The sequence below is a fragment of the Pseudomonas sp. F01002 genome, assembly GCF_004402115.1.
Classification (GTDB): Bacteria; Pseudomonadota; Gammaproteobacteria; order Pseudomonadales; family Pseudomonadaceae; genus Aquipseudomonas; species Aquipseudomonas frigoris.
In genome coordinates this window covers 278,192-295,799 of the sequence record NZ_SOPU01000018.1, presented here as the reverse complement: position 1 = coordinate 295,799, position 17,608 = coordinate 278,192, and the positions used below count along the sequence as shown (strand labels likewise).

At 59.0% G+C, this 17,608-nt stretch carries 16 protein-coding genes; 5 read left to right on the top strand and 11 right to left on the bottom strand.

Going from position 1 to position 17,608, the window contains the following annotated elements:
- Positions 1-27: 27 nt before the first annotated feature.
- Positions 28-1,419: an L-cystine transporter gene (locus E3W21_RS15155; RefSeq protein ID WP_129440283.1), complete on the bottom strand. Its 1,392-nt coding sequence runs from the start codon at positions 1,417-1,419 to the stop codon at positions 28-30.
- 241 nt (positions 1,420-1,660) lie between these two features.
- On the opposite strand from E3W21_RS15155, the gene E3W21_RS15150 reads away from it, so the two are divergent.
- Positions 1,661-2,716, top strand: a complete 1,056-nt coding sequence (locus E3W21_RS15150; protein ID WP_134420720.1) for a haloacid dehalogenase-like hydrolase — start codon at positions 1,661-1,663, stop codon at positions 2,714-2,716.
- Between the two features lie 199 nt (positions 2,717-2,915).
- Here E3W21_RS15150 and ilvD read toward each other — a convergent pair whose 3' ends face one another.
- The 5 genes from ilvD to E3W21_RS15125 all read right to left on the bottom strand — a co-directional run bounded on the left by ilvD (position 2,916) and on the right by E3W21_RS15125 (position 9,663).
- On the bottom strand, positions 2,916-4,757 hold the full coding sequence (gene ilvD / locus E3W21_RS15145) for a dihydroxy-acid dehydratase (protein ID WP_129440287.1): 1,842 nt from the start codon (positions 4,755-4,757) through the stop codon (positions 2,916-2,918).
- A 258-nt stretch (positions 4,758-5,015) separates the two neighbouring features.
- Positions 5,016-6,221: a multidrug effflux MFS transporter gene (locus tag E3W21_RS15140; RefSeq protein ID WP_134420718.1), complete on the bottom strand. Its 1,206-nt coding sequence runs from the start codon at positions 6,219-6,221 to the stop codon at positions 5,016-5,018.
- Positions 6,214-6,966: a diiron oxygenase gene (locus E3W21_RS15135; protein WP_134420716.1), complete on the bottom strand. Its 753-nt coding sequence runs from the start codon at positions 6,964-6,966 to the stop codon at positions 6,214-6,216. Before E3W21_RS15135 ends, E3W21_RS15140 begins: the two co-directional genes overlap by 8 nt.
- Positions 6,963-8,042 carry a SagB family peptide dehydrogenase gene (locus E3W21_RS15130; protein WP_134420714.1) on the bottom strand — a complete coding sequence of 360 codons (1,080 nt, stop codon included), beginning with the start codon at positions 8,040-8,042 and terminating at the stop codon, positions 6,963-6,965. Before E3W21_RS15130 ends, E3W21_RS15135 begins: the two co-directional genes overlap by 4 nt.
- A 424-nt stretch (positions 8,043-8,466) precedes the next feature.
- Entirely contained in the window at positions 8,467-9,663 is a 1,197-nt protein-coding gene (locus E3W21_RS15125; protein WP_134420712.1) for a class I SAM-dependent rRNA methyltransferase, read from the bottom strand.
- Between the two features lie 233 nt (positions 9,664-9,896).
- Here E3W21_RS15125 and E3W21_RS15120 point away from each other — a divergent pair, with 233 nt between their 5' ends.
- From E3W21_RS15120 to E3W21_RS15110, 3 genes are read left to right on the top strand one after another with little or no spacing between them, the layout of a single operon-like run.
- Positions 9,897-10,712: an HDOD domain-containing protein gene (locus tag E3W21_RS15120; protein WP_166793837.1), complete on the top strand. Its 816-nt coding sequence runs from the start codon at positions 9,897-9,899 to the stop codon at positions 10,710-10,712.
- Between the two features lie 28 nt (positions 10,713-10,740).
- Entirely contained in the window at positions 10,741-11,553 is an 813-nt protein-coding gene (mutM, locus tag E3W21_RS15115) for a bifunctional DNA-formamidopyrimidine glycosylase/DNA-(apurinic or apyrimidinic site) lyase (RefSeq protein ID WP_129440297.1), read from the top strand.
- 53 nt (positions 11,554-11,606) lie between these two features.
- Entirely contained in the window at positions 11,607-11,930 is a 324-nt protein-coding gene (locus tag E3W21_RS15110; RefSeq protein ID WP_134420708.1) for a multidrug transporter, read from the top strand.
- 131 nt (positions 11,931-12,061) lie between these two features.
- Here E3W21_RS15110 and E3W21_RS15105 read toward each other — a convergent pair whose 3' ends face one another.
- From E3W21_RS15105 to E3W21_RS15085, 5 genes are all read right to left on the bottom strand, one after another.
- On the bottom strand, positions 12,062-12,313 hold the full coding sequence (locus E3W21_RS15105) for a YfhL family 4Fe-4S dicluster ferredoxin (protein ID WP_003195146.1): 252 nt from the start codon (positions 12,311-12,313) through the stop codon (positions 12,062-12,064).
- Positions 12,314-12,435: 122 nt separating this feature from the next.
- Positions 12,436-12,915: a pantetheine-phosphate adenylyltransferase gene (coaD, locus tag E3W21_RS15100; RefSeq protein WP_123368514.1), complete on the bottom strand. Its 480-nt coding sequence runs from the start codon at positions 12,913-12,915 to the stop codon at positions 12,436-12,438.
- Between the two features lie 115 nt (positions 12,916-13,030).
- Positions 13,031-14,626, bottom strand: coding sequence for a GMC family oxidoreductase (locus E3W21_RS15095; RefSeq protein ID WP_134420706.1), 1,596 nt, complete (start codon positions 14,624-14,626; stop codon positions 13,031-13,033).
- A 129-nt stretch (positions 14,627-14,755) separates the two neighbouring features.
- Positions 14,756-15,301, bottom strand: a complete 546-nt coding sequence (locus tag E3W21_RS15090) for a twin-arginine translocation pathway signal protein (protein WP_129440303.1) — start codon at positions 15,299-15,301, stop codon at positions 14,756-14,758.
- Between the two features lie 28 nt (positions 15,302-15,329).
- Complete coding sequence (locus E3W21_RS15085) at positions 15,330-16,760, bottom strand: coniferyl aldehyde dehydrogenase (RefSeq protein ID WP_134420704.1); 1,431 nt, start codon at positions 16,758-16,760, stop codon at positions 15,330-15,332.
- A 146-nt stretch (positions 16,761-16,906) separates the two neighbouring features.
- Here E3W21_RS15085 and E3W21_RS15080 point away from each other — a divergent pair, with 146 nt between their 5' ends.
- Entirely contained in the window at positions 16,907-17,578 is a 672-nt protein-coding gene (locus E3W21_RS15080; protein ID WP_129440307.1) for a TetR/AcrR family transcriptional regulator, read from the top strand.
- Positions 17,579-17,608: the final 30 nt, after the last annotated feature.

Sequence of the window (17,608 nt, the reverse complement as noted above, 5' to 3'; positions counted from 1 at the left end):
TCGCGAAAGCGGTCTCTCAGTCGCCGATTAAGCCTGAGCCAACTCCGAATGCTCATCCGCCTCCAGCAGCTCTTTATCGGTCTGCCGCATGATCTGGCTGGTGATCGCACCGGCGGTAATCGAACCACTCACGTTCAACGCCGTACGGCCCATGTCGATCAGCGGCTCAACCGAAATCAGCAACGCCACCAGTGACACCGGCAAGCCCATCGCCGGCAACACGATCAACGCGGCAAACGTCGCGCCACCGCCCACGCCGGCCACACCCGCCGAACTCAGCGTCACAATCGCCACCAACGTCGCGATCCACAGCGGGTCCAGCGGGTTGATGCCTACGGTTGGCGCAACCATCACCGCCAGCATCGCCGGGTACAGACCGGCACAGCCATTCTGGCCAATGGTCGCGCCAAACGACGCGGCGAAACTGGCGATGGACTGTGGAATACCCAAACGGCTGGTCTGGGCTTCGATGCTCAGCGGAATGGTCGCAGCGCTGGAGCGGCTGGTGAAGGCAAATGTCAGCACGGGCCAGATCTTGCGGAAGAACCGCAGCGGGTTGATCCCGGCCGCCGACACCAGCAGGCCATGGACCACAAACATCAGGCCCAGCCCGATGTAGGAAACCACCACGAAACTGCCGAGTTTGATGATGTCCTGCAGGTTGGAACCGGCGACCACTTTGGTCATCAGCGCCAATACGCCGTACGGGGTCAGCTTCATCACCAAGCGCACCAGGCGCATCACCCAGGCTTGCAGGGTGTCGATGGCGTTGATCACTTTCTGACCTTTGTCGACATCATCTTTCAGCAGTTGCAGCGCTGCGACTCCAAGGAACGCGGCAAAAATCACCACGCTGATGATCGAGGTCGGCTTGGCGCGAGCGAAGTCGGCGAACGGGTTTTGCGGAATGAACGACAGCAACAGCTGCGGCACATTCAGGTCGGCAACCTTGCCTGCGTAGTCGGTCTGGATGGTTTGCAGACGGGCCATTTCCTGAGTGCCGGCCACCAGGCCTTCGGCGGTCAGACCGAAGAGGTTGGTCAGGCCTATGCCAATCAGCGCCGCGATGGCGGTGGTGAACAACAGCGTGCCGATGGTCAGGAAGCTGATCTTGCCCAGCGACGAAGCGTTATGCAGACGGGCCACGGCGCTGAGGATCGAGGCGAACACCAGCGGGATCACGATCATTTGCAGCAACTGCACGTAACCGTTGCCCACCAGATCGAACCAGCCGATCGAGGCTTTCAGTACCGGGTTGCCGGCACCGTAAACAGTGTGCAGAGCCACACCGAACACCACACCCAGCACCAACGCGAGCAGGACTTTTTTCGCCAGGCTCCAGGTGGTGTGACGGGTTTGCGCCAGGCCAAAGAGCAGGGCGAGGAACACCAGCAGATTGAGGATCAGCGGCAGATTCATTGGAACTCCAAAATAGACTTGTGCCAGCTACCTTCCGGGGCAGCCGCGAACCGGCAAGCCTAACAGCTTGATATCTAATGAATTAATATCAAAAACATCTTGAAACTGTCGTTTTTGGAATAAGCGCGTGTCGCTGACAGAGATGCAGCTGGCGCAATAGGGACGCAAGCGGTCGCGGGTAGATGAGGGCTGTCACACTTATTTGTTAGCGTCGATGTCTTTAATTCAGGGAGAAGTGCCGATGAAACTTGCACCGAAATTTCTGGCTGCCGCACTCTGCTTGGGCCTCGCCGGCCAAGCCTTCGCTACGGATTTGAAGCATTGGCCAGCCGATCAGGCCAAGGCACTGGACGCAATGATCGCCGCCAATGCCAACAAAGGTAACTACGCGGTGTTCGACATGGACAACACCAGTTACCGTTACGACCTCGAAGAGTCGTTGTTGCCGTTCATGGAAAACAAGGGCCTGATCACCCGCGAGAAGCTCGACCCCTCCCTGAAACTGATGCCGTTCAAAGATACCGCCGACCACAAGGAAAGCCTGTTCAGCTACTACTATCGCCTCTGCGAAGTCGACGACATGGTCTGCTATCCATGGGTCGCGCAAGTGTTCTCCGGCTTCACCCTCCAGGAGCTCAAAGGCTATGTCGACGAGTTGATGGCGTCCGGTAAACCGGTGCCGGCGACGTATTACGAAGGCGACGTGGTCAAGAACCTCGACGTCAACCCGCCGAAAATCTTCACCGGCCAGAAAGAGCTCTACAACAAGCTGATGGAGAACGGCATCGAGGTCTACGTGATGACCGCCGCCTCTGAAGAACTGGTGCGCATGGTCGCGGCCGATCCGAAATACGGCTACAACGTCAAACCACAGAACGTAATCGGCGTGACCACGCTGCTCAAGGACCGCAAGACCGGCGAACTGACCACGGCGCGCAAGCAGATCACCGCGGGCAAGTATGACGAGAAGGCCAACCTCGGCCTCGAACTGACCCCGTACCTGTGGACTCCGGCGACCTGGATGGCCGGCAAGCACGCGGCGATCCTGACCTACATCGATGAGTGGAAGAAACCGGTACTGGTGGGCGGCGATACCCCAACCAGCGACGGTTACATGCTGTTCCACGATGTCGACGTGGCCAAGGGCGGCATCCACTTATGGGTCAACCGCAAAGACAAATACATGACCCAGATTAACGGCATGATGGCCAAGCACGCCGCAGCTCAGGCCAAGGAAGGGTTGCAGGTCACGGCGGACAAGAATTGGGTGGTTGTGACGCCGGCAGAAATCCAGTAAGCGAGATCAAGCTCACTCTCACTGGCAACACGGAGCAAATGTGGGAGCGGGCTTGCTCGCGAAGAGGTCGTCACATCCGACATTGATGTCGACTGATACACCGCTTTCGCGAGCAAGCCCGCTCCCACACTTGACCGAGTTGGCCGCAAAAAAAATGCCCCGCACTTGGCGGGGCATTTTTTTGTTCAACGGTTAAGCATCATAGCCCGTCGAGCATCGCCTTGTTACGCACGGCACCCTTGTCGGCGCTGGTCGCCAGTAGGGCGTAGGCCTTCAGTGCGGTGGTCACCTTGCGTGGACGTTTTTCCACAGGCTTCCAGCCTTTCTGATCCTGCTCGGCACGACGACCGGCCATTTCTTCGTCGCTGATCAACAGGTTGATCGAGCGGTTCGGAATGTCGATCAGCACTTTGTCGCCATCCTGCACCAGACCAATCGCGCCACCCGCCGCCGCTTCTGGGGAAGCGTGGCCGATGGACAGGCCTGAGGTGCCGCCGGAGAAACGGCCATCGGTGAGCAGGGCACAAGCTTTGCCCAGGCCTTTGGATTTCAGGTAGGACGTCGGGTACAGCATTTCCTGCATGCCCGGGCCACCTTTCGGGCCTTCGTAACGAATGATCACGATGTCGCCGGCCTTCACTTCATCCGCGAGGATGCCGCGTACGGCGCTGTCCTGGCTTTCGAAGATCTTCGCGTTGCCTTCGAAGACATGAATCGACTCGTCGACGCCGGCGGTTTTCACCACGCAGCCGTCCAGCGCGATGTTGCCGTACAGAACGGCCAGGCCGCCTTCTTTCGAGTAGGCGTGTTCGACACTGCGGATGCAGCCGTTTTCACGGTCGTCGTCCAGGGTCTCCCAACGGGTCGACTGGCTGAACGCGGTTTGGGTCGGGATGCCCCCAGGGCCGGCCTTGAAGAAGTGATGCACCGCTTCGTCGCTGGTCTGGGTGATGTCCCACTTGGCGATGCCTTCGGCCAGGGTTTTGCTGTGCACGGTCGGCAGGTCGGTGTGCAGCAGACCGCCACGGGCTAGCGAGCCGAGGATGCTGAAGATCCCGCCGGCGCGATGCACGTCTTCCATGTGGTACTTCTGGATGTTCGGCGCAACTTTGCACAGTTGCGGCACGTGACGGGAGAGACGGTCGATGTCGCGCAGGTCGAAATCGATCTCGGCTTCCTGGGCCGCGGCCAGCAAGTGCAGGATGGTGTTGGTGGAACCGCCCATGGCGATGTCCAGGGTCATGGCGTTTTCGAACGCCTTGAAGTTGGCGATGTTGCGCGGCAATACCGATTCGTCGTTGTCGCCGTAGTAACGCTTGCACAGCTCGACGATGGTGCGGCCGGCCTGCAGGAACAGCTGTTCGCGATCGCTGTGGGTGGCCAGGGTCGAACCGTTGCCCGGCAATGCCAGGCCGAGGGCTTCAACCAGGCAGTTCATCGAGTTGGCGGTGAACATGCCGGAGCACGAACCGCAGGTCGGGCAGGCGCTACGCTCGTACTCAGCGACTTTCTCGTCAGAAGCGCTGGAGTCGGCGGCGATCACCATGGCGTCGACGAGGTCGAGACCGTGGCTGGCCAGTTTGGTCTTGCCGGCTTCCATCGGGCCGCCGGACACGAAGATCACCGGGATGTTCAGGCGCAGGGCAGCCATCAGCATGCCTGGGGTGATCTTGTCGCAGTTGGAGATGCAGACGATGGCGTCGGCACAGTGGGCGTTGACCATGTACTCGACGGAGTCGGCGATGATCTCGCGGCTCGGCAGCGAATACAGCATGCCGTCGTGGCCCATGGCGATGCCGTCATCCACGGCAATGGTGTTGAATTCTTTGGCTACACCGCCGGCGCGTTCGATTTCGCGGGCAACCAGTTGGCCCAGGTCCTTGAGGTGGACGTGGCCCGGTACGAACTGGGTGAAGGAGTTGGAAATGGCGATGATCGGCTTTTTGAAGTCGTCATCTTTCATCCCCGTGGCGCGCCACAGTGCGCGGGCGCCGGCCATGTTGCGGCCATGGGTGGATGTTTTCGAGCGGTAATCAGGCATGAAGCACTCCGGGCGGCTAATCAGGTATCAAAAGGGAAGTGAGCTTCTATTGACGTCTGGAACACTCAGAAATGGCCGTGTGTCCGGAAGTTGCCGATAACTTTGCGGGATCGCCGCGCGCTTCAGCTTGAGCTCATAAACCCGCCGGGGGATGACTGGCGATGAATGTCGCGATTCTACACGGCTGGCGTCAGGAGGGAATGCCGGAAGAGGGTGATCCAGCGCCGACGGGGCGTGTGGGATGACGACCGGCAGGTATCACCCGCTATTCAGCGAGAGCTGCCGACGTGTGATCAGTGCATTGAAGGAAACGCCGACGGTGCTCAAGGCGAGGAAACTCAGTGCGAGAGTCGTTTGCAGATGGGCTCCACTCAGATTGATCAGGGCGCTGATCAGCCCGCCAGAGATGAAGACCAGCGTGTTCCCGGCCGACGCCGATGTACCGGCATTGTCCGGGAAAACTTCCATGGCTTTGGAGGTGGCGACAGGGCGGGTGATGGTCGTGCCAGCGGTGCAGATGATCATCGGGATCAGCACGGTCAGGGCTGAAAGCCCCAGCAGGTTTGAGAGCAAGAGCATCACCAGTCCAGAAATGAAGATCAGGCCCAGGCCGACGACTATCTGGGTATCGGCCGTGACCCGCCCGACGAGGACTCGAGCGACAATGCCGCCGATGATGTAGGCCACGCCATACAGCAGCAGCGTCAGGGAAAACTCGTAGGCCGAAAGCTGTAGCTGCTCCATGAAGATCAGGGGCGAGATGACAATGAAGGAAAAGTGGCAGGTGAAGGCGATTGCGGCGATCAGCCAATAGCCGAGGAAACCCGCATCGCGACAGACGCGCCGGTAGGACTGAAGAATGCTTGGGCGTGGGTTTGTGGCGGTGTGCCGGTTTTCAAGAAAGAAGCAGGCCTTAAGGAACACGGCGGCGGCAAGGGCAATAAAGACAATGAAACTTGCGGGCCAGTCCAGCGCCTGTTGCAACAGGGTGCCGGCCAGTGGCGAGACGGAAATGAAGATCCCGCTGGCGGTGACCATCAGAATTCGCAGCTGGTCTCGCTCCTTGCCGTCGAACAGGTCCTGGACCAGCGCCTGCGAGAGTACGAAGCAACCGCAGCCAATGGCCTGCACCACCCGGAACATCAGGAACCAGGCGTAGTCGGTGGACAGCACGCAACCAGTCGCACCGATCATCGAGACCGCCATTCCCGCCAGCAGCAGACTTTTGCGCCCGATGACATCCGAGAGCGGCCCGACCAGTAGTTGGGAAAGTGCGATCCCGATGGCAAACAGGCTGATGGAAAACGCGATGTCGCCTGGCGTGGTCCGGAAGTGTTCAGCCAGCGCCGGGAACGATGGCAGCAGAACATCGAGAGGGAAGACCCCAAGCATCACCATGGTCATTAATAGGGTGATCGCAGAGCGGCGGTGTTTGACACTGACCGCAGATTTTCCTTCATCCATCGACAAGTCCTGCCTGTGCGAAGAGCTGCTGGTTAAAAGGCAGGTCGAAAAAACCTGCCTTTTCCATTGCCTGTAGCGTCGCGCCTGCACCTGATCGGGCGCGCTGTAGGCGGGCTTGCGGGCCGGTCAGGGCACTGAGGATTTCTGCGACGCAATTCTCCCTGAGGCCCACGCTGTTCAGGCTTTCCTTCAGCCATCGCTCATCGACCTCAAAGAAAATCAGGAGGATGTCCACCAGCAGCTTCGCGGCGAACGTGCGTTGGCTGCTGTTCAGGGTCAGCCACAGATAATGGAACACTTCGCAAAAGTAACGACTGTGTCGGGCCTCGTCGGTGAGGTGGTCCCTGAGCATTTCCTGGACGCTGGACACCAGCTCGTTGCGACAAACCTCGAGCAGTTCCCTGGCGATGATGGTCTCGGACACGAAGCCGACGAGAAACCAGGCCAGCGCCTTATGCCTCTCTGGGCTGTGGTCAATCAGGGCGTTCAGTCGGGTAATGCGGCGCGGCATCACCGGGCGTTGGGTCATGCCGTATAGGTCGGCTATCTGCTCGGCGAGGCTATTGGAGAACAGGGCGTGATAACCCTCATCGGTGTACAGCTGGAGGGCGGCCGTTTTCATCCGTCGGGGGATGGACGCGCCGAGCTCATCGTGGACCGAGGCTCGGGTGTTCCAGTCGCCGAGGGTGAAGCGCTGTGCCCAGGCGTCGGGCAGTGACAGGTCGTCTGTGCGGGGCCCGGTCATTGTTGTGAGCCTCGGTTGCGCAGCAGCGCTTTCAATTCCTTGCACATCACTTGACCGTCACTCCGCCCGCAGCCCACAAAAAACAACGGCTGTTCGGCGCTGTCCTCGATCCCCAGCAACGTTTCGACCTGATCGTCCGCCAACGCACCGGTCAGCCAGGTGCTTAACCCGAGTGCGGTGGCCACCAGTTGAAAGGTCTGGGAAATATGACCTGCTTCGACGTAAGCCATTCGGTAGGCCCGCGAGTGTTCATATTTCCACCACAGTTTGTCGAAGCGAGCGGTGATGAACAGGCCGACTGGCAGGTTGTTGATGAAATGCTGCCCACACAACAACTGGCCCAAGGGTGAGTCAGGCACCGGATTGACGAAGCTCAAAGCATGTTTGTCGGGGTGGTAGGCGTAGAGCCCGGGATTCAGGCCGCTGACGTTCTGAACATGAAGAAAACCTTCGCAGGCATTCAACCCGCCACCGGATGGACTGCTGCGCCGGGCGCCGAGACCTTCAGCGATGGTTTCGTCGATGTCGTTGTCGCGCTCGCGTAGATAGCCAAGGGACAAATACAAAAGAGCGCCCACATCGTCGAGAGAAACCCCTTCACCCGTGAAGGAGCGGCAGGTCTTTCGGTCGATCAAGGTCTTTGCAAGTGCGCTTTGCGGCAGACAGGAAGGTTGGGGCAGGGCAATCCGCTCGCTTGTCGGGCGTTCTGTGAGTCTGACCTCCGGGGCAGGAGTGGCCAGTACTTCGGCGCAATGGTCCAAATAGTGTATTGACCATTCATTAATATCTTGGGGAACATATTCACACGGGATGTTCTTGGTGCCGATATGAAATATCTTCGATAGTTCATCCCAGCCCCATTCAAGAGGGTCTTGTATTGAAGGTGTTAGTATTCCTGCGCTTACAAATTGATTGTCTATTGTATTGTTTTGGTCAAACCTTTCGGGATTGTAAATAAGGTGTGCGAGACGGGTTGAGTATTCCAGGTTTAATTCGAATTGTTTGTGGTTCTTGTAATCCCAGACTATTTGGCCCGGCGAACGAGGCAGTATGAATATATAAGGGTTAATCTGCATGTTTGGCAACTCACTCTGGTCCGTACTATAGAAAACGCTGGGTAGCCGGCACTCCCCAGCGTCTCATTTACTTAGCGGGCTTTTGGAGCAACCAGAAAAGACAGGTTGGCGATTTTGTTTGCTTCCAGAGTAATTGCTTTCATGTTTTGAACTCCTTGTAATGGATAGTGAGTGTCACTCCTTTGTGACGACTTAATCATAGTTTGTAATGAGTTCTTATCAAGGGGAGATTGAGTAGGAATGTTCCAGTAATCTTGTCGGATCAATCTGAGGGTTGGATGAATCTTGTAAGTTCTGTCCGCTAAAATAAAAGACAAAGCGAAACGTCCTGCAAGTCATTAAGACCGCTGGAGTAGGAAGTTGGAGAATTCAATTACAGATAACAGAACGGGGAGCCGGCTGGCTCCCCGTCAAACCGGCGTAATCAGCTGTTTGGCAGCAGACGGCAGGTGATGCTCTTGATGTAGCGAGTTTCGGCGATGGCCGGGTGAACCGGGTGATCCGGGCCCTGACCGCCACGCTCCAGGATCTGGATGTTGCGGTCCAGGTGACGGGCGCTGGTCAGCAGGATGTTCTGCAGATCGTCTTCCGGCAGGTGCATCGAGCATGAAGCGCTGACCAGGATGCCGTCCTTGCTGAGCAGGCGCATGGCTTGCTCGTTCAGGCGACGGTAGGCACCTTCACCGTTTTTCATGTCTTTCTTGCGTTTGATGAACGCCGGAGGATCGGCAACGATCACGTCGAAACGCTCTTCGCTGGCTTTCAGCTCTTTCAGGGCTTCAAACACGTCGCCTTCAATGCAGGTCATCTTGTCGGCGAAACCGTTCAGCGCGGCGTTGCGCTCGACGCCGTCGAGGGCGAAGGCCGATGCGTCGACGCAGAACACTTCACTGGCGCCGAACGCAGCCGCTTGCACGCCCCAACCACCGATGTAGCTGTACAGGTCCAGCACGCGTTTGCCTTTGGCGTAAGGTGCCAGACGCGCGCGGTTCATGCGGTGGTCGTAGAACCAGCCGGTTTTTTGTCCCTGGATGACGGGCGCTTCGAATTTCACGCCGTTTTCTTCCAGGGCAACCCACTCCGGCACCAGGCCGAACACGGTTTCGACGTAGCGGTTGAGGCCTTCGGCATCACGGGCAGCGGAGTCGTTCTTGAACAGAATGCCGCTAGGCTTGATCACTTGGGTCAGCGCTGCGATCACGTCTTCTTTATGGGCTTCCATGGTTGCCGAAGCGATCTGTACCACCAGGATGTCGCCGAAACGGTCGACTACCAGACCTGGAAGCAGGTCGGAATCGCCGTAGACCAGGCGATAGAACGGCTTGTCGAACAGGCGATCGCGCAGGGACAGCGCGACGTTCAGGCGATGCACCAGCAGCGACTTGTCCAGCGGCAACTTGATGTCGCGCGACAAGAGGCGGGCGCAGATCAGGTTGTTCGGGCTCATGGCAACGATGCCCAGCGGCTTGCCGCTGGCTGCTTCGAGGATCGCCTGGTCGCCGGCCTTGAAACCGTGCAAAGGAGTAGCAGCTACATCGATTTCGTTGCTATAGACCCACAAATGGCCGTTTCGCAGGCGACGGTCGGCGTTGGCTTTGAGGCGCAGGCTAGGCAGGGACATGACGTCGCTCCGGAAAAAAGAGCGGGAGTATAGCGTGTTGCGCACGGCCACGGTTTGGCGGATGGACATGCGGTGAGGAAGGGCCGGCATTTGATGAAACTTCAGACGATGGGCCGGCCAAGGTGTCGGATCCAACTTTATAAGGGTTAGAATCGCCGCCTGTCCCAGAGTGTGTACTTATGTCCCCAGAGCTGACTACCGAACAGATTCAACAGTCCCTGCAAGGCATCAGCGTGCCGGCCCAGCCGCAAATCATGGTGGATTTGCAGATGGAACAGTACATGCCCGATCCGGATCTGGAGGTGATCGCGAAGCTGATCTCCCAGGATCCGGGTCTCTCTGGCGCCTTGTTGAAAATCGTCAACTCGCCGTATTACGGCTTGAGCAACAAGATCGCCTCGATTCAGCGTGCGGTGAATCTGCTGGGCAGCCGCTCGATCATCAACCTGATCAACGCGCAGTCGATCAAGGGCGAAATGAACGACGACACCATCGTCACCTTGAATCGTTTCTGGGATACCGCTCAGGACGTGGCGATGACCTGCCTGACCCTGGCCAAGCGTATCGGCGCCCAGGCCGGCGATGAAGCGTACGCCCTGGGTCTGTTCCATGACTGCGGCGTGCCGCTGATGCTCCAGCGTTTCCCCAACTACATGACCGTTCTGGAAGAGGCCTACGCCAGTGCCAGCGCCGAATGTCGGGTGGTGGACACTGAGAATAGGGTGTTCAATACCAATCATGCGGTGGTGGGTTATTACACCGCCAAATCCTGGCGCCTGCCGGAGCATGTGACCGCCGCCATCGCCAATCACCACAATGCGTTGGCGATCTTCAGCGATGAGTCGTCGCGCAACAGCCAGCTGAAAAACCTGCTGGCGATCCTGAAGATGGCCGAACACATTTGTGCGTCCTACCGGGTGCTGGGCAACCAGACCGAGGATCATGAGTGGAACAGCATCGGGCCTTTGGTTCTCGATTACGTTGGCCTCTCGGACTACGACTTCGAGACCCTCAAACAAACGATTCGTGACCTTGGCGCTCACCGCTGAGCGTTGCACCGCCTGACTCGAGAGCACCATGCCGGAACTGCCTGAAGTCGAAACCACTCGCCGCGGGATTGCGCCGCACCTGGAAGGCCAGCGCGTCAGCCGGGTGATCGTGCGTGAGCGGCGCTTGCGCTGGCCGATTCCCGAAGACCTGGATGTGCGGCTGTCTGGCCAGCGCATCGTGCTGGTGGAAAGACGCGCGAAGTACCTGCTGATCAATGCCGAAGTCGGCACGCTGATCAGCCATTTGGGGATGTCGGGAAATCTGCGTCTGGTGGAAATCGGCACGCCGGTGGCCAAGCATGAGCATGTGGACATCGAACTGGAATCCGGTCTGGCCCTGCGTTACACCGACCCGCGACGGTTCGGCGCGATGCTCTGGAGCCTTGACCCACTCAACCATGAGTTGTTGATTCGCCTGGGGCCGGAGCCGTTGACCGACCTGTTCGACGGCGAGCGCTTGTTCCAGCAGTCCCGCGGGCGATCCATGGCGGTCAAACCGTTCATCATGGACAACGCGGTGGTGGTCGGCGTGGGTAATATCTATGCAACCGAAGCGTTGTTCGCCGCCGGTATCGACCCGCGTCGTGAGGCCAAAAGCATCTCTCGGGCGCGTTATCTGAAACTGGCGATCGAGATCAAACGCATCCTGGCGGCCGCTATCGAGCGCGGCGGCACCACGCTGCGAGACTTTATCGGCGGTGACGGTCAGCCGGGATATTTCCAGCAGGAACTGTTCGTGTACGGCCGTCGCGGTGCGCCCTGCAAGGTCTGCGGCACGGAGTTGCGGGAAGTGAAGCTCGGGCAGCGCGCCAGCGTCTTTTGCCCGCGTTGTCAGAGCTGATACGCCCAGGGTCTATAGTCAGTGTTCTGACTGCTTAGCCCAAGGACCGTGCCATGAACCTGTTTCGAACCCTTGTCGTCGTTTTGCTGCTGAGCGTCGGTGCGCCAGCGCCGGCAGCAAACACGGGCAGCGGCGACCCGCGTTACACCATCCAGAATCCCCCGGCGTACGCCATGCTCGGCGATTTGCTGATCGCCCGACCTTTGTTGGTCGTGGCGACGGTGATTGGTGCCGGAGCGTTTGTGGTGTCGTTGCCGTTTACCGCGTTGGGTGGCGGCGTTGGCGATGCGGGGCAGGCGTTGGTGGTCGACCCGGCGAAAGCGGCGTTCGTGCGGTGCTTGGGGTGTATCGGAGAAGGGTTTGAGCAGCGGGAGTGAAGTCGGTTAATTCTTGGGTGTGGCTGATGGCCTCATCGCGAGCAAGCTCGCTCCCACATTAGACCGCGATCAACTGTGGGAGCGAGCTTGCTCGCGATGAGGCCCTTACAAACGCTACAAAAATCTCTGACTCAAGCCTTGCCAGTAATCTTCCGGTACTTCTCCATCAACTGCTCTTCAGTCTCCGGGTGCGCCTCGTCCAGCGGAATGCAATCCACCGGGCAAACTTGCTGGCACTGAGGTTCGTCGTAGTGGCCGACGCACTGGGTGCACAGGTTCGGGTCGATCACGTAGATCTCTTCGCCCTGGGAGATGGCGGCGTTCGGGCACTCGGGTTCGCAGACGTCGCAGTTGATGCAATCGTCGGTGATGATCAGGGACATGCTAACTCCAGCCAGGGCGGAAGGCCCGGGCGCAATAAACCAATGCGCACAATTGTGCCGCATTGGCGCCCGCAGTGCACGCGGGCGCGATCAAGGGAAAAGATCGCAGCCTGCGGCAGCTCCTACTTTTTGAAGCGTTCGTTCAGGGCGTCCGCCACCACAGGGTGGACGAACTTGGTGATATCACCGCCCAGGGCTGCAATTTCACGGACCAGCGTCGAGGAAATGTACGAATAACGCTCGGACGGGGTAAGAAACAAACTTTCCACATCCGGTGCCAGCTGACGGTTCATGTTGGCCAGCTGGAATTCGTATTCGAAGTCCGATACCGCACGCAAACCACGCAGGAACACGTTGGCGTTCTTCTCTTTGGCGAAATGCGCCAGCAACGTCGAGAAGCCGACGACTTCAACGTTCGGCAGATGTTTAGTGACCTCGCGGGCCAGCGCCACACGCTGTTCCAGGGGAAACAACGGGTTTTTCTTCGGGCTGGCGGCGACGGCGATGATCACATGATCGAACAGGCGCGCGGCGCGTTCGACCAGATCGCCATGGCCCTTGGTAATAGGGTCGAAGGTACCTGGGTACAACACTCGGTTCATCGCGTCGTCCTGGCGGGAGTCCGTTGGGGAGTCGGATGGTATCGCAGCCTTCCCGGTCGGCCAAGTCGCCTTTTGGGTAAGAAAGCACTATAGACCATTGGAATATTCTCCATTTTCATGGGTTTTTCAAACGTTCGGCCAAAGAAGTTGCCAGCTGCGCCGTCAGCCCGTAGAGCGACAATTGTGGGTTTGCGCCAATGCTGGTGGGGAACAGCGAGCCGTCATGAATCGACAGGTTGCCTAACTGATGATGCCGGCCGAGGCTGTCGGTCACGGCGTTTTTCGGGTCTTCACCCATGGCACAACCGCCCATCACATGGGCGCTGCCCAGGCGTGTGCGATACAGCTCAAGGCTCAGGCCGTCGATCAGCGTGCGCGCTTCGGTCAGGGTTTTCACGTAGCGAGCATCCGCGTGCATTGGCATTACCGCATGGGCACCGCCCGCGAACTGGATCTCGGCCATGCTGTGGAACGCCCGACGCAATCCGTCCCAGGCATAGGGTGAAACCTGATAGTCGAGCACCGGCGTGCCGTCACTGCGCAACTCGACGCTGCCGCCGGGGCTGTCCGGGTGAAAGCCGTCCCGCAGCAACGCCAACATGGCGTGGGTGTGGGGCAGGTTTTCCATGTGCTGGGCGTTTTCCTTGCCGAAACCGCCGAGCAACGTCGTGGCCAGTGCCGGGTGCAGCGGCGGCACTTCGAGTTTGTAAGACATTTTTCCGGAGGTGCCATCCTGCCATTGGAAATGGTCGGAATAGATCGACTGTGGCGCGCCATAAAACGGGTTGATCACCTCGTCGAACAGCCCAGCCGACATGTTCACCAGGTGTAGAAAAGTCCGTTTACCCAGCCGTTTGTGCGGATCCGGTGCCTCGGAGCGCATGAGCAACGCCGGGCTGTTGATCCCGCCCCCGGCCAGCACGTAATGCCGCGCCTTGACCGTGATCGTCTGTCCGGTAGGCGCGACGCAGCGGTCGTCCATCGCTACGCAATGCAAGCCCGTGACCTTGTCGCCGCTGATCAAGAGCTTTTCGGCACGAGCCAGATAGAGCAACTCCCCACCTTTTTCCAGGGTCGCCGGGATGGTTGTGACCAGCATCGATTGCTTGGCGTTGGTCGGGCAACCCATGCCGCAGTACCCGAGGTTCCAGCAACCACGCACGTTGCGCGGGATCACATGCCAGGCGTAGCCGAGTTTTTCGCAGCCTTTGCGGATCACGTCGTTGTTGGCGTTGGGCGGGACCATCCAGGGTGCGACGCCCAGGCGTTGTTCCATTTTCTCGAACCACGGCGCCATCTCGGCCGGCGCGTGGCCTTTGACGTCGTGTTCCTTGGCCCAGTGGTCGAGGGTCGGATCCGGCGTGCGAAAACTGGAGGTCCAGTTGATCAGCGTGGTGCCGCCCACCGCCCGGCCCTGGAGGATGGTGATTGCGCCGTCCTTGCTCATGCGGCCGATACCTTCCTGATAGAGGCTGGTGTAGGCCTGGTCTTCGAGCATCTTGAAGTCGCTGCTGGTCTTGAGCGGGCCTTCCTCGATCAGCAATACCTTGTAGCCCGCGGCGCTGAGGATTTCGGCGGTGGTGCCACCGCCCGCGCCGCTGCCGATAATCGCCACGTCCGCTTCGAGGGTCAGGTCCTGGGTCAGTTGTGAACCGTTATAGGTTTTCCAGCCACGGGCCTGGCCTTCGCGGAACGGATCGGGTACGGGCATCTTCAGGGTCTCTTTTTATTATTTGGAAGAAGTAGTGAGGCGACTGACGCCATCGCGAGCAAGCTCGGCTCCAGGGTTTACGCGGTCAATGTGGGAGCCGGGCTTGCTCGCGAAGGGGGCTCCATGGTTTCAGACCGTTGGCGGCCCGGGATACCCGCAATGCGCCCACGACTCCGCCCGGCTGTACCACGCCATCATCACCAGTTGCAGCAGCGAGCTATGGCCCATGCGCAGCAGACTTAACGAGCTGTTTTCCCAGCGATCGAGAAAGTGCCGGATCTCGTCGGCACTGGCGTTTTCCCAGCTGCCCCAGATCCCGGTCAGTGGGCCGCGGGTGATGCTCATTCCCAGCACATCGAATAACTGTCGGGTCAGCTTGAGCATTTCCGGCGACAGATGATTCAGACCGTTGTCCAGGCAGTGCAGGGTTTCACCGACGGCCGTCGGCATTTTCTCGATGGCCACAGCGCCGTCGAGCATCACCGGAATCAGTGCCCGCAAAAACAGCAAGTCACCGCTGCGCAGAATCGCGAAACCGCTGGCCGGCAGGCTCGATGAGCAACCGCTGAGGCTCGCTCCCAAACCGGCGGTGGCGAGAAAAGCGCTGGCACCCAGGCTGAATTTAAGCAAGCCGCGCCGTGACAGCGCGGGTGTATCGGACAGACTTGGGCTCATTATAGTTATTACCCGAAGGGGATGATCGTTAGCGGATAAACAGCTTCTGAATCAGCTTCTGAATGGATTTTCCGTACGGCGGGTAGATCAATTTCGCCGCATTGAACCGCTGTTTGATCAGCACACCTTTGGCTTTGCTGAAGGTCAGGAAACCTTCGTGGCCGTGGTAATGGCCCATGCCCGAGGCGCCGATCCCGCCGAATGGCATATCGTCCTGAGCGACGTGCAGCAGGGTGTCGTTCAGGCACACGCCGCCGGAATGGGTTTCGTGAAGTACGCGGTGTTGCTCACGCTTGTCGTAGCCGAAGTAATACAGGGCCAGCGGACGGGGTCGTTCATTGATATAGGCAAAGGCCTGATCCAGATCCTTGTAGGGAACGATCGGCAACAGCGGACCGAAGATTTCGTCCTGCATCACCATCATGTCGTTGCTGACGTTGAGCAGCAGGCTGTGGCTCATGCGGCGCCCCTGGCCCTTGTCGAACAGCGGAATCAGCAGCGCGCCCTTGCTGGTGGCGTCGCTGATGTAGCCGTTGAGGCGTGCCAATTGTCGGTCATTGATGATCGCGGTGTAGTCCGGGTTGTCGGTCAAGGTCGGATAAAACCCACGAACCGCCTGACGATAGGCTTCGACGAAAGCTCCGACGCGATCCTCCGGCACCAGCACATAGTCCGGGGCCACGCAGGTCTGCCCGGCGTTGAGCGTCTTGCCGAAGGCGATGCGTTCGGCAGCGTCCTTGAGCGGCACGTCGCGGGACACAATGGCCGGGGATTTGCCGCCGAGTTCGAGGGTCACCGGGGTCAGGTTTTCGGCCGCCGCACGCATCACGTGTTTGCCGATACTGGTGGCGCCAGTGAACAGCAGGTGATCGAAACGCAATCTGGAGAACGCTACGCCGATATCGGCTTCGCCCAGTACCACGCAGACCAGGTCTTGCGGGAAGATTCGGCCCAGCAGTTCCTTGAGCAACAAACCGGTGGCGGGGGTCGATTCGCTGAGCTTGAGCATCACCCGATTGCCTGCCGACAACGCGCCTACCAACGGGCCGATGGCCAGATACAGCGGGTAGTTCCACGGCACGATCACCCCGACCACACCCAAAGGTTGATAAACGACTTTGGCCGCCGCGGGTTGAAAGGCAATCCCGACCTTGCGTTTCGACGCCTTCATCCAGCCTTTGAGGTGCTGACTGGCGTAGTGAATGCCGTCCAGGCTGGGCATCAGTTCGGCGAGCAGGGTTTCATCGGCGCTGCGGTGGCTGAAATCCTGGCTGATGGCATCGATCAGAGCCTGGCGCTCATTGCTCAACAGATCGCGCAGGGCTTTGAGCCATTGCTGGCGCTGGGCGGCGGGTGGCATTGGGTTGGCGGCATACGCCGCGCGTTGGGCGTCGAACAGGGTCTGGAGCTCTTCCAGGGGCTGCTGCAGGTTCTGCAAGTAGGCGATGTCAGCAGTCATGGTAGGCTCCGGATTTATTGTAATAAGGGACTTTTTAGAGTCTATGCTCTAGAAAGTCAAATGACATCCTGGCGCAGCTTTGTTTTATCCACCTGCGGATAGGTCGTAAGATGCCGGTCAACGCACTTTGAATTAAAGCCCAAGCCATGGCCCCTCGGATCAAAACCAGCGAGCGCATCGTGCAGAACAGCCTGGAGCTGTTCAATCAGCAGGGTGAGCGCAGCATCAGCACCAACCACATTGCTGCCCACATGGAAATTTCCCCGGGCAACCTGTACTACCACTTCCCCAACAAGCAGGCGATCATCGCCGTGCTGTTCAGTGAGTACGAAAGCCTGGTGGACAGCTTCCTGCGCCCGCCCCAGGGCCGTGCCGCCACGGTCGAAGACAAGCGCTTCTACCTCCAGGAATTGCTGGCCGCCATGTGGCGCTACCGGTTTTTGCACCGCGATCTGGAGCACTTGCTCGACAGTGATCCGGAGTTGGCCGCCCGCTATCGGCGCTTTTCCCAACGCTGTCTGATCCATGGCACGCACATCTACGCGGGCTTCGTCGAGGCCGGCATCCTGCAAATGGACAAGGTTCAGATCGAATCCCTGACGCTCAATGCCTGGATCATCCTGACGTCCTGGGTGCGTTTTCTCTGCACCACCCGTGAAAACTCCAATCACCTGAGCGAACAGGCCATTAAACGTGGGGTGTATCAGGTGCTGGTGCTTGAGGCCGGTTTTGTCACGGATCAGTCTCGCGATTCGGTGAATGCGCTGTTCGAGGAGTTTTACGTGCCGCTGGCCCAAGCACTGGAAGAAGTGGGATAGAAAGTGCAGTAGGATCAACCATCGCCAAAA

Coding starts and splice junctions, on each gene's coding strand:
- E3W21_RS15085 (WP_134420704.1), bottom strand. CDS start 16,760: ATGACTGCTGACATCGCCTACTTGCAGAACCTGCAGCAGCCCCTGGAA.
- E3W21_RS15095 (WP_134420706.1), bottom strand. CDS start 14,626: ATGCCCGTACCCGATCCGTTCCGCGAAGGCCAGGCCCGTGGCTGGAAA.
- E3W21_RS15140 (WP_134420718.1), bottom strand. CDS start 6,221: ATGGATGAAGGAAAATCTGCGGTCAGTGTCAAACACCGCCGCTCTGCG.
- E3W21_RS15125 (WP_134420712.1), bottom strand. CDS start 9,663: ATGTCCCTGCCTAGCCTGCGCCTCAAAGCCAACGCCGACCGTCGCCTG.
- coaD (WP_123368514.1), bottom strand. CDS start 12,915: ATGAACCGAGTGTTGTACCCAGGTACCTTCGACCCTATTACCAAGGGC.
- E3W21_RS15135 (WP_134420716.1), bottom strand. CDS start 6,966: ATGACCGGGCCCCGCACAGACGACCTGTCACTGCCCGACGCCTGGGCA.
- E3W21_RS15080 (WP_129440307.1), top strand. CDS start 16,907: ATGGCCCCTCGGATCAAAACCAGCGAGCGCATCGTGCAGAACAGCCTG.
- E3W21_RS15130 (WP_134420714.1), bottom strand. CDS start 8,042: ATGCAGATTAACCCTTATATATTCATACTGCCTCGTTCGCCGGGCCAA.
- E3W21_RS15150 (WP_134420720.1), top strand. CDS start 1,661: ATGAAACTTGCACCGAAATTTCTGGCTGCCGCACTCTGCTTGGGCCTC.
- E3W21_RS15110 (WP_134420708.1), top strand. CDS start 11,607: ATGAACCTGTTTCGAACCCTTGTCGTCGTTTTGCTGCTGAGCGTCGGT.
- ilvD (WP_129440287.1), bottom strand. CDS start 4,757: ATGCCTGATTACCGCTCGAAAACATCCACCCATGGCCGCAACATGGCC.
- E3W21_RS15155 (WP_129440283.1), bottom strand. CDS start 1,419: ATGAATCTGCCGCTGATCCTCAATCTGCTGGTGTTCCTCGCCCTGCTC.
- E3W21_RS15090 (WP_129440303.1), bottom strand. CDS start 15,301: ATGAGCCCAAGTCTGTCCGATACACCCGCGCTGTCACGGCGCGGCTTG.
- E3W21_RS15105 (WP_003195146.1), bottom strand. CDS start 12,313: ATGTCCCTGATCATCACCGACGATTGCATCAACTGCGACGTCTGCGAA.
- mutM (WP_129440297.1), top strand. CDS start 10,741: ATGCCGGAACTGCCTGAAGTCGAAACCACTCGCCGCGGGATTGCGCCG.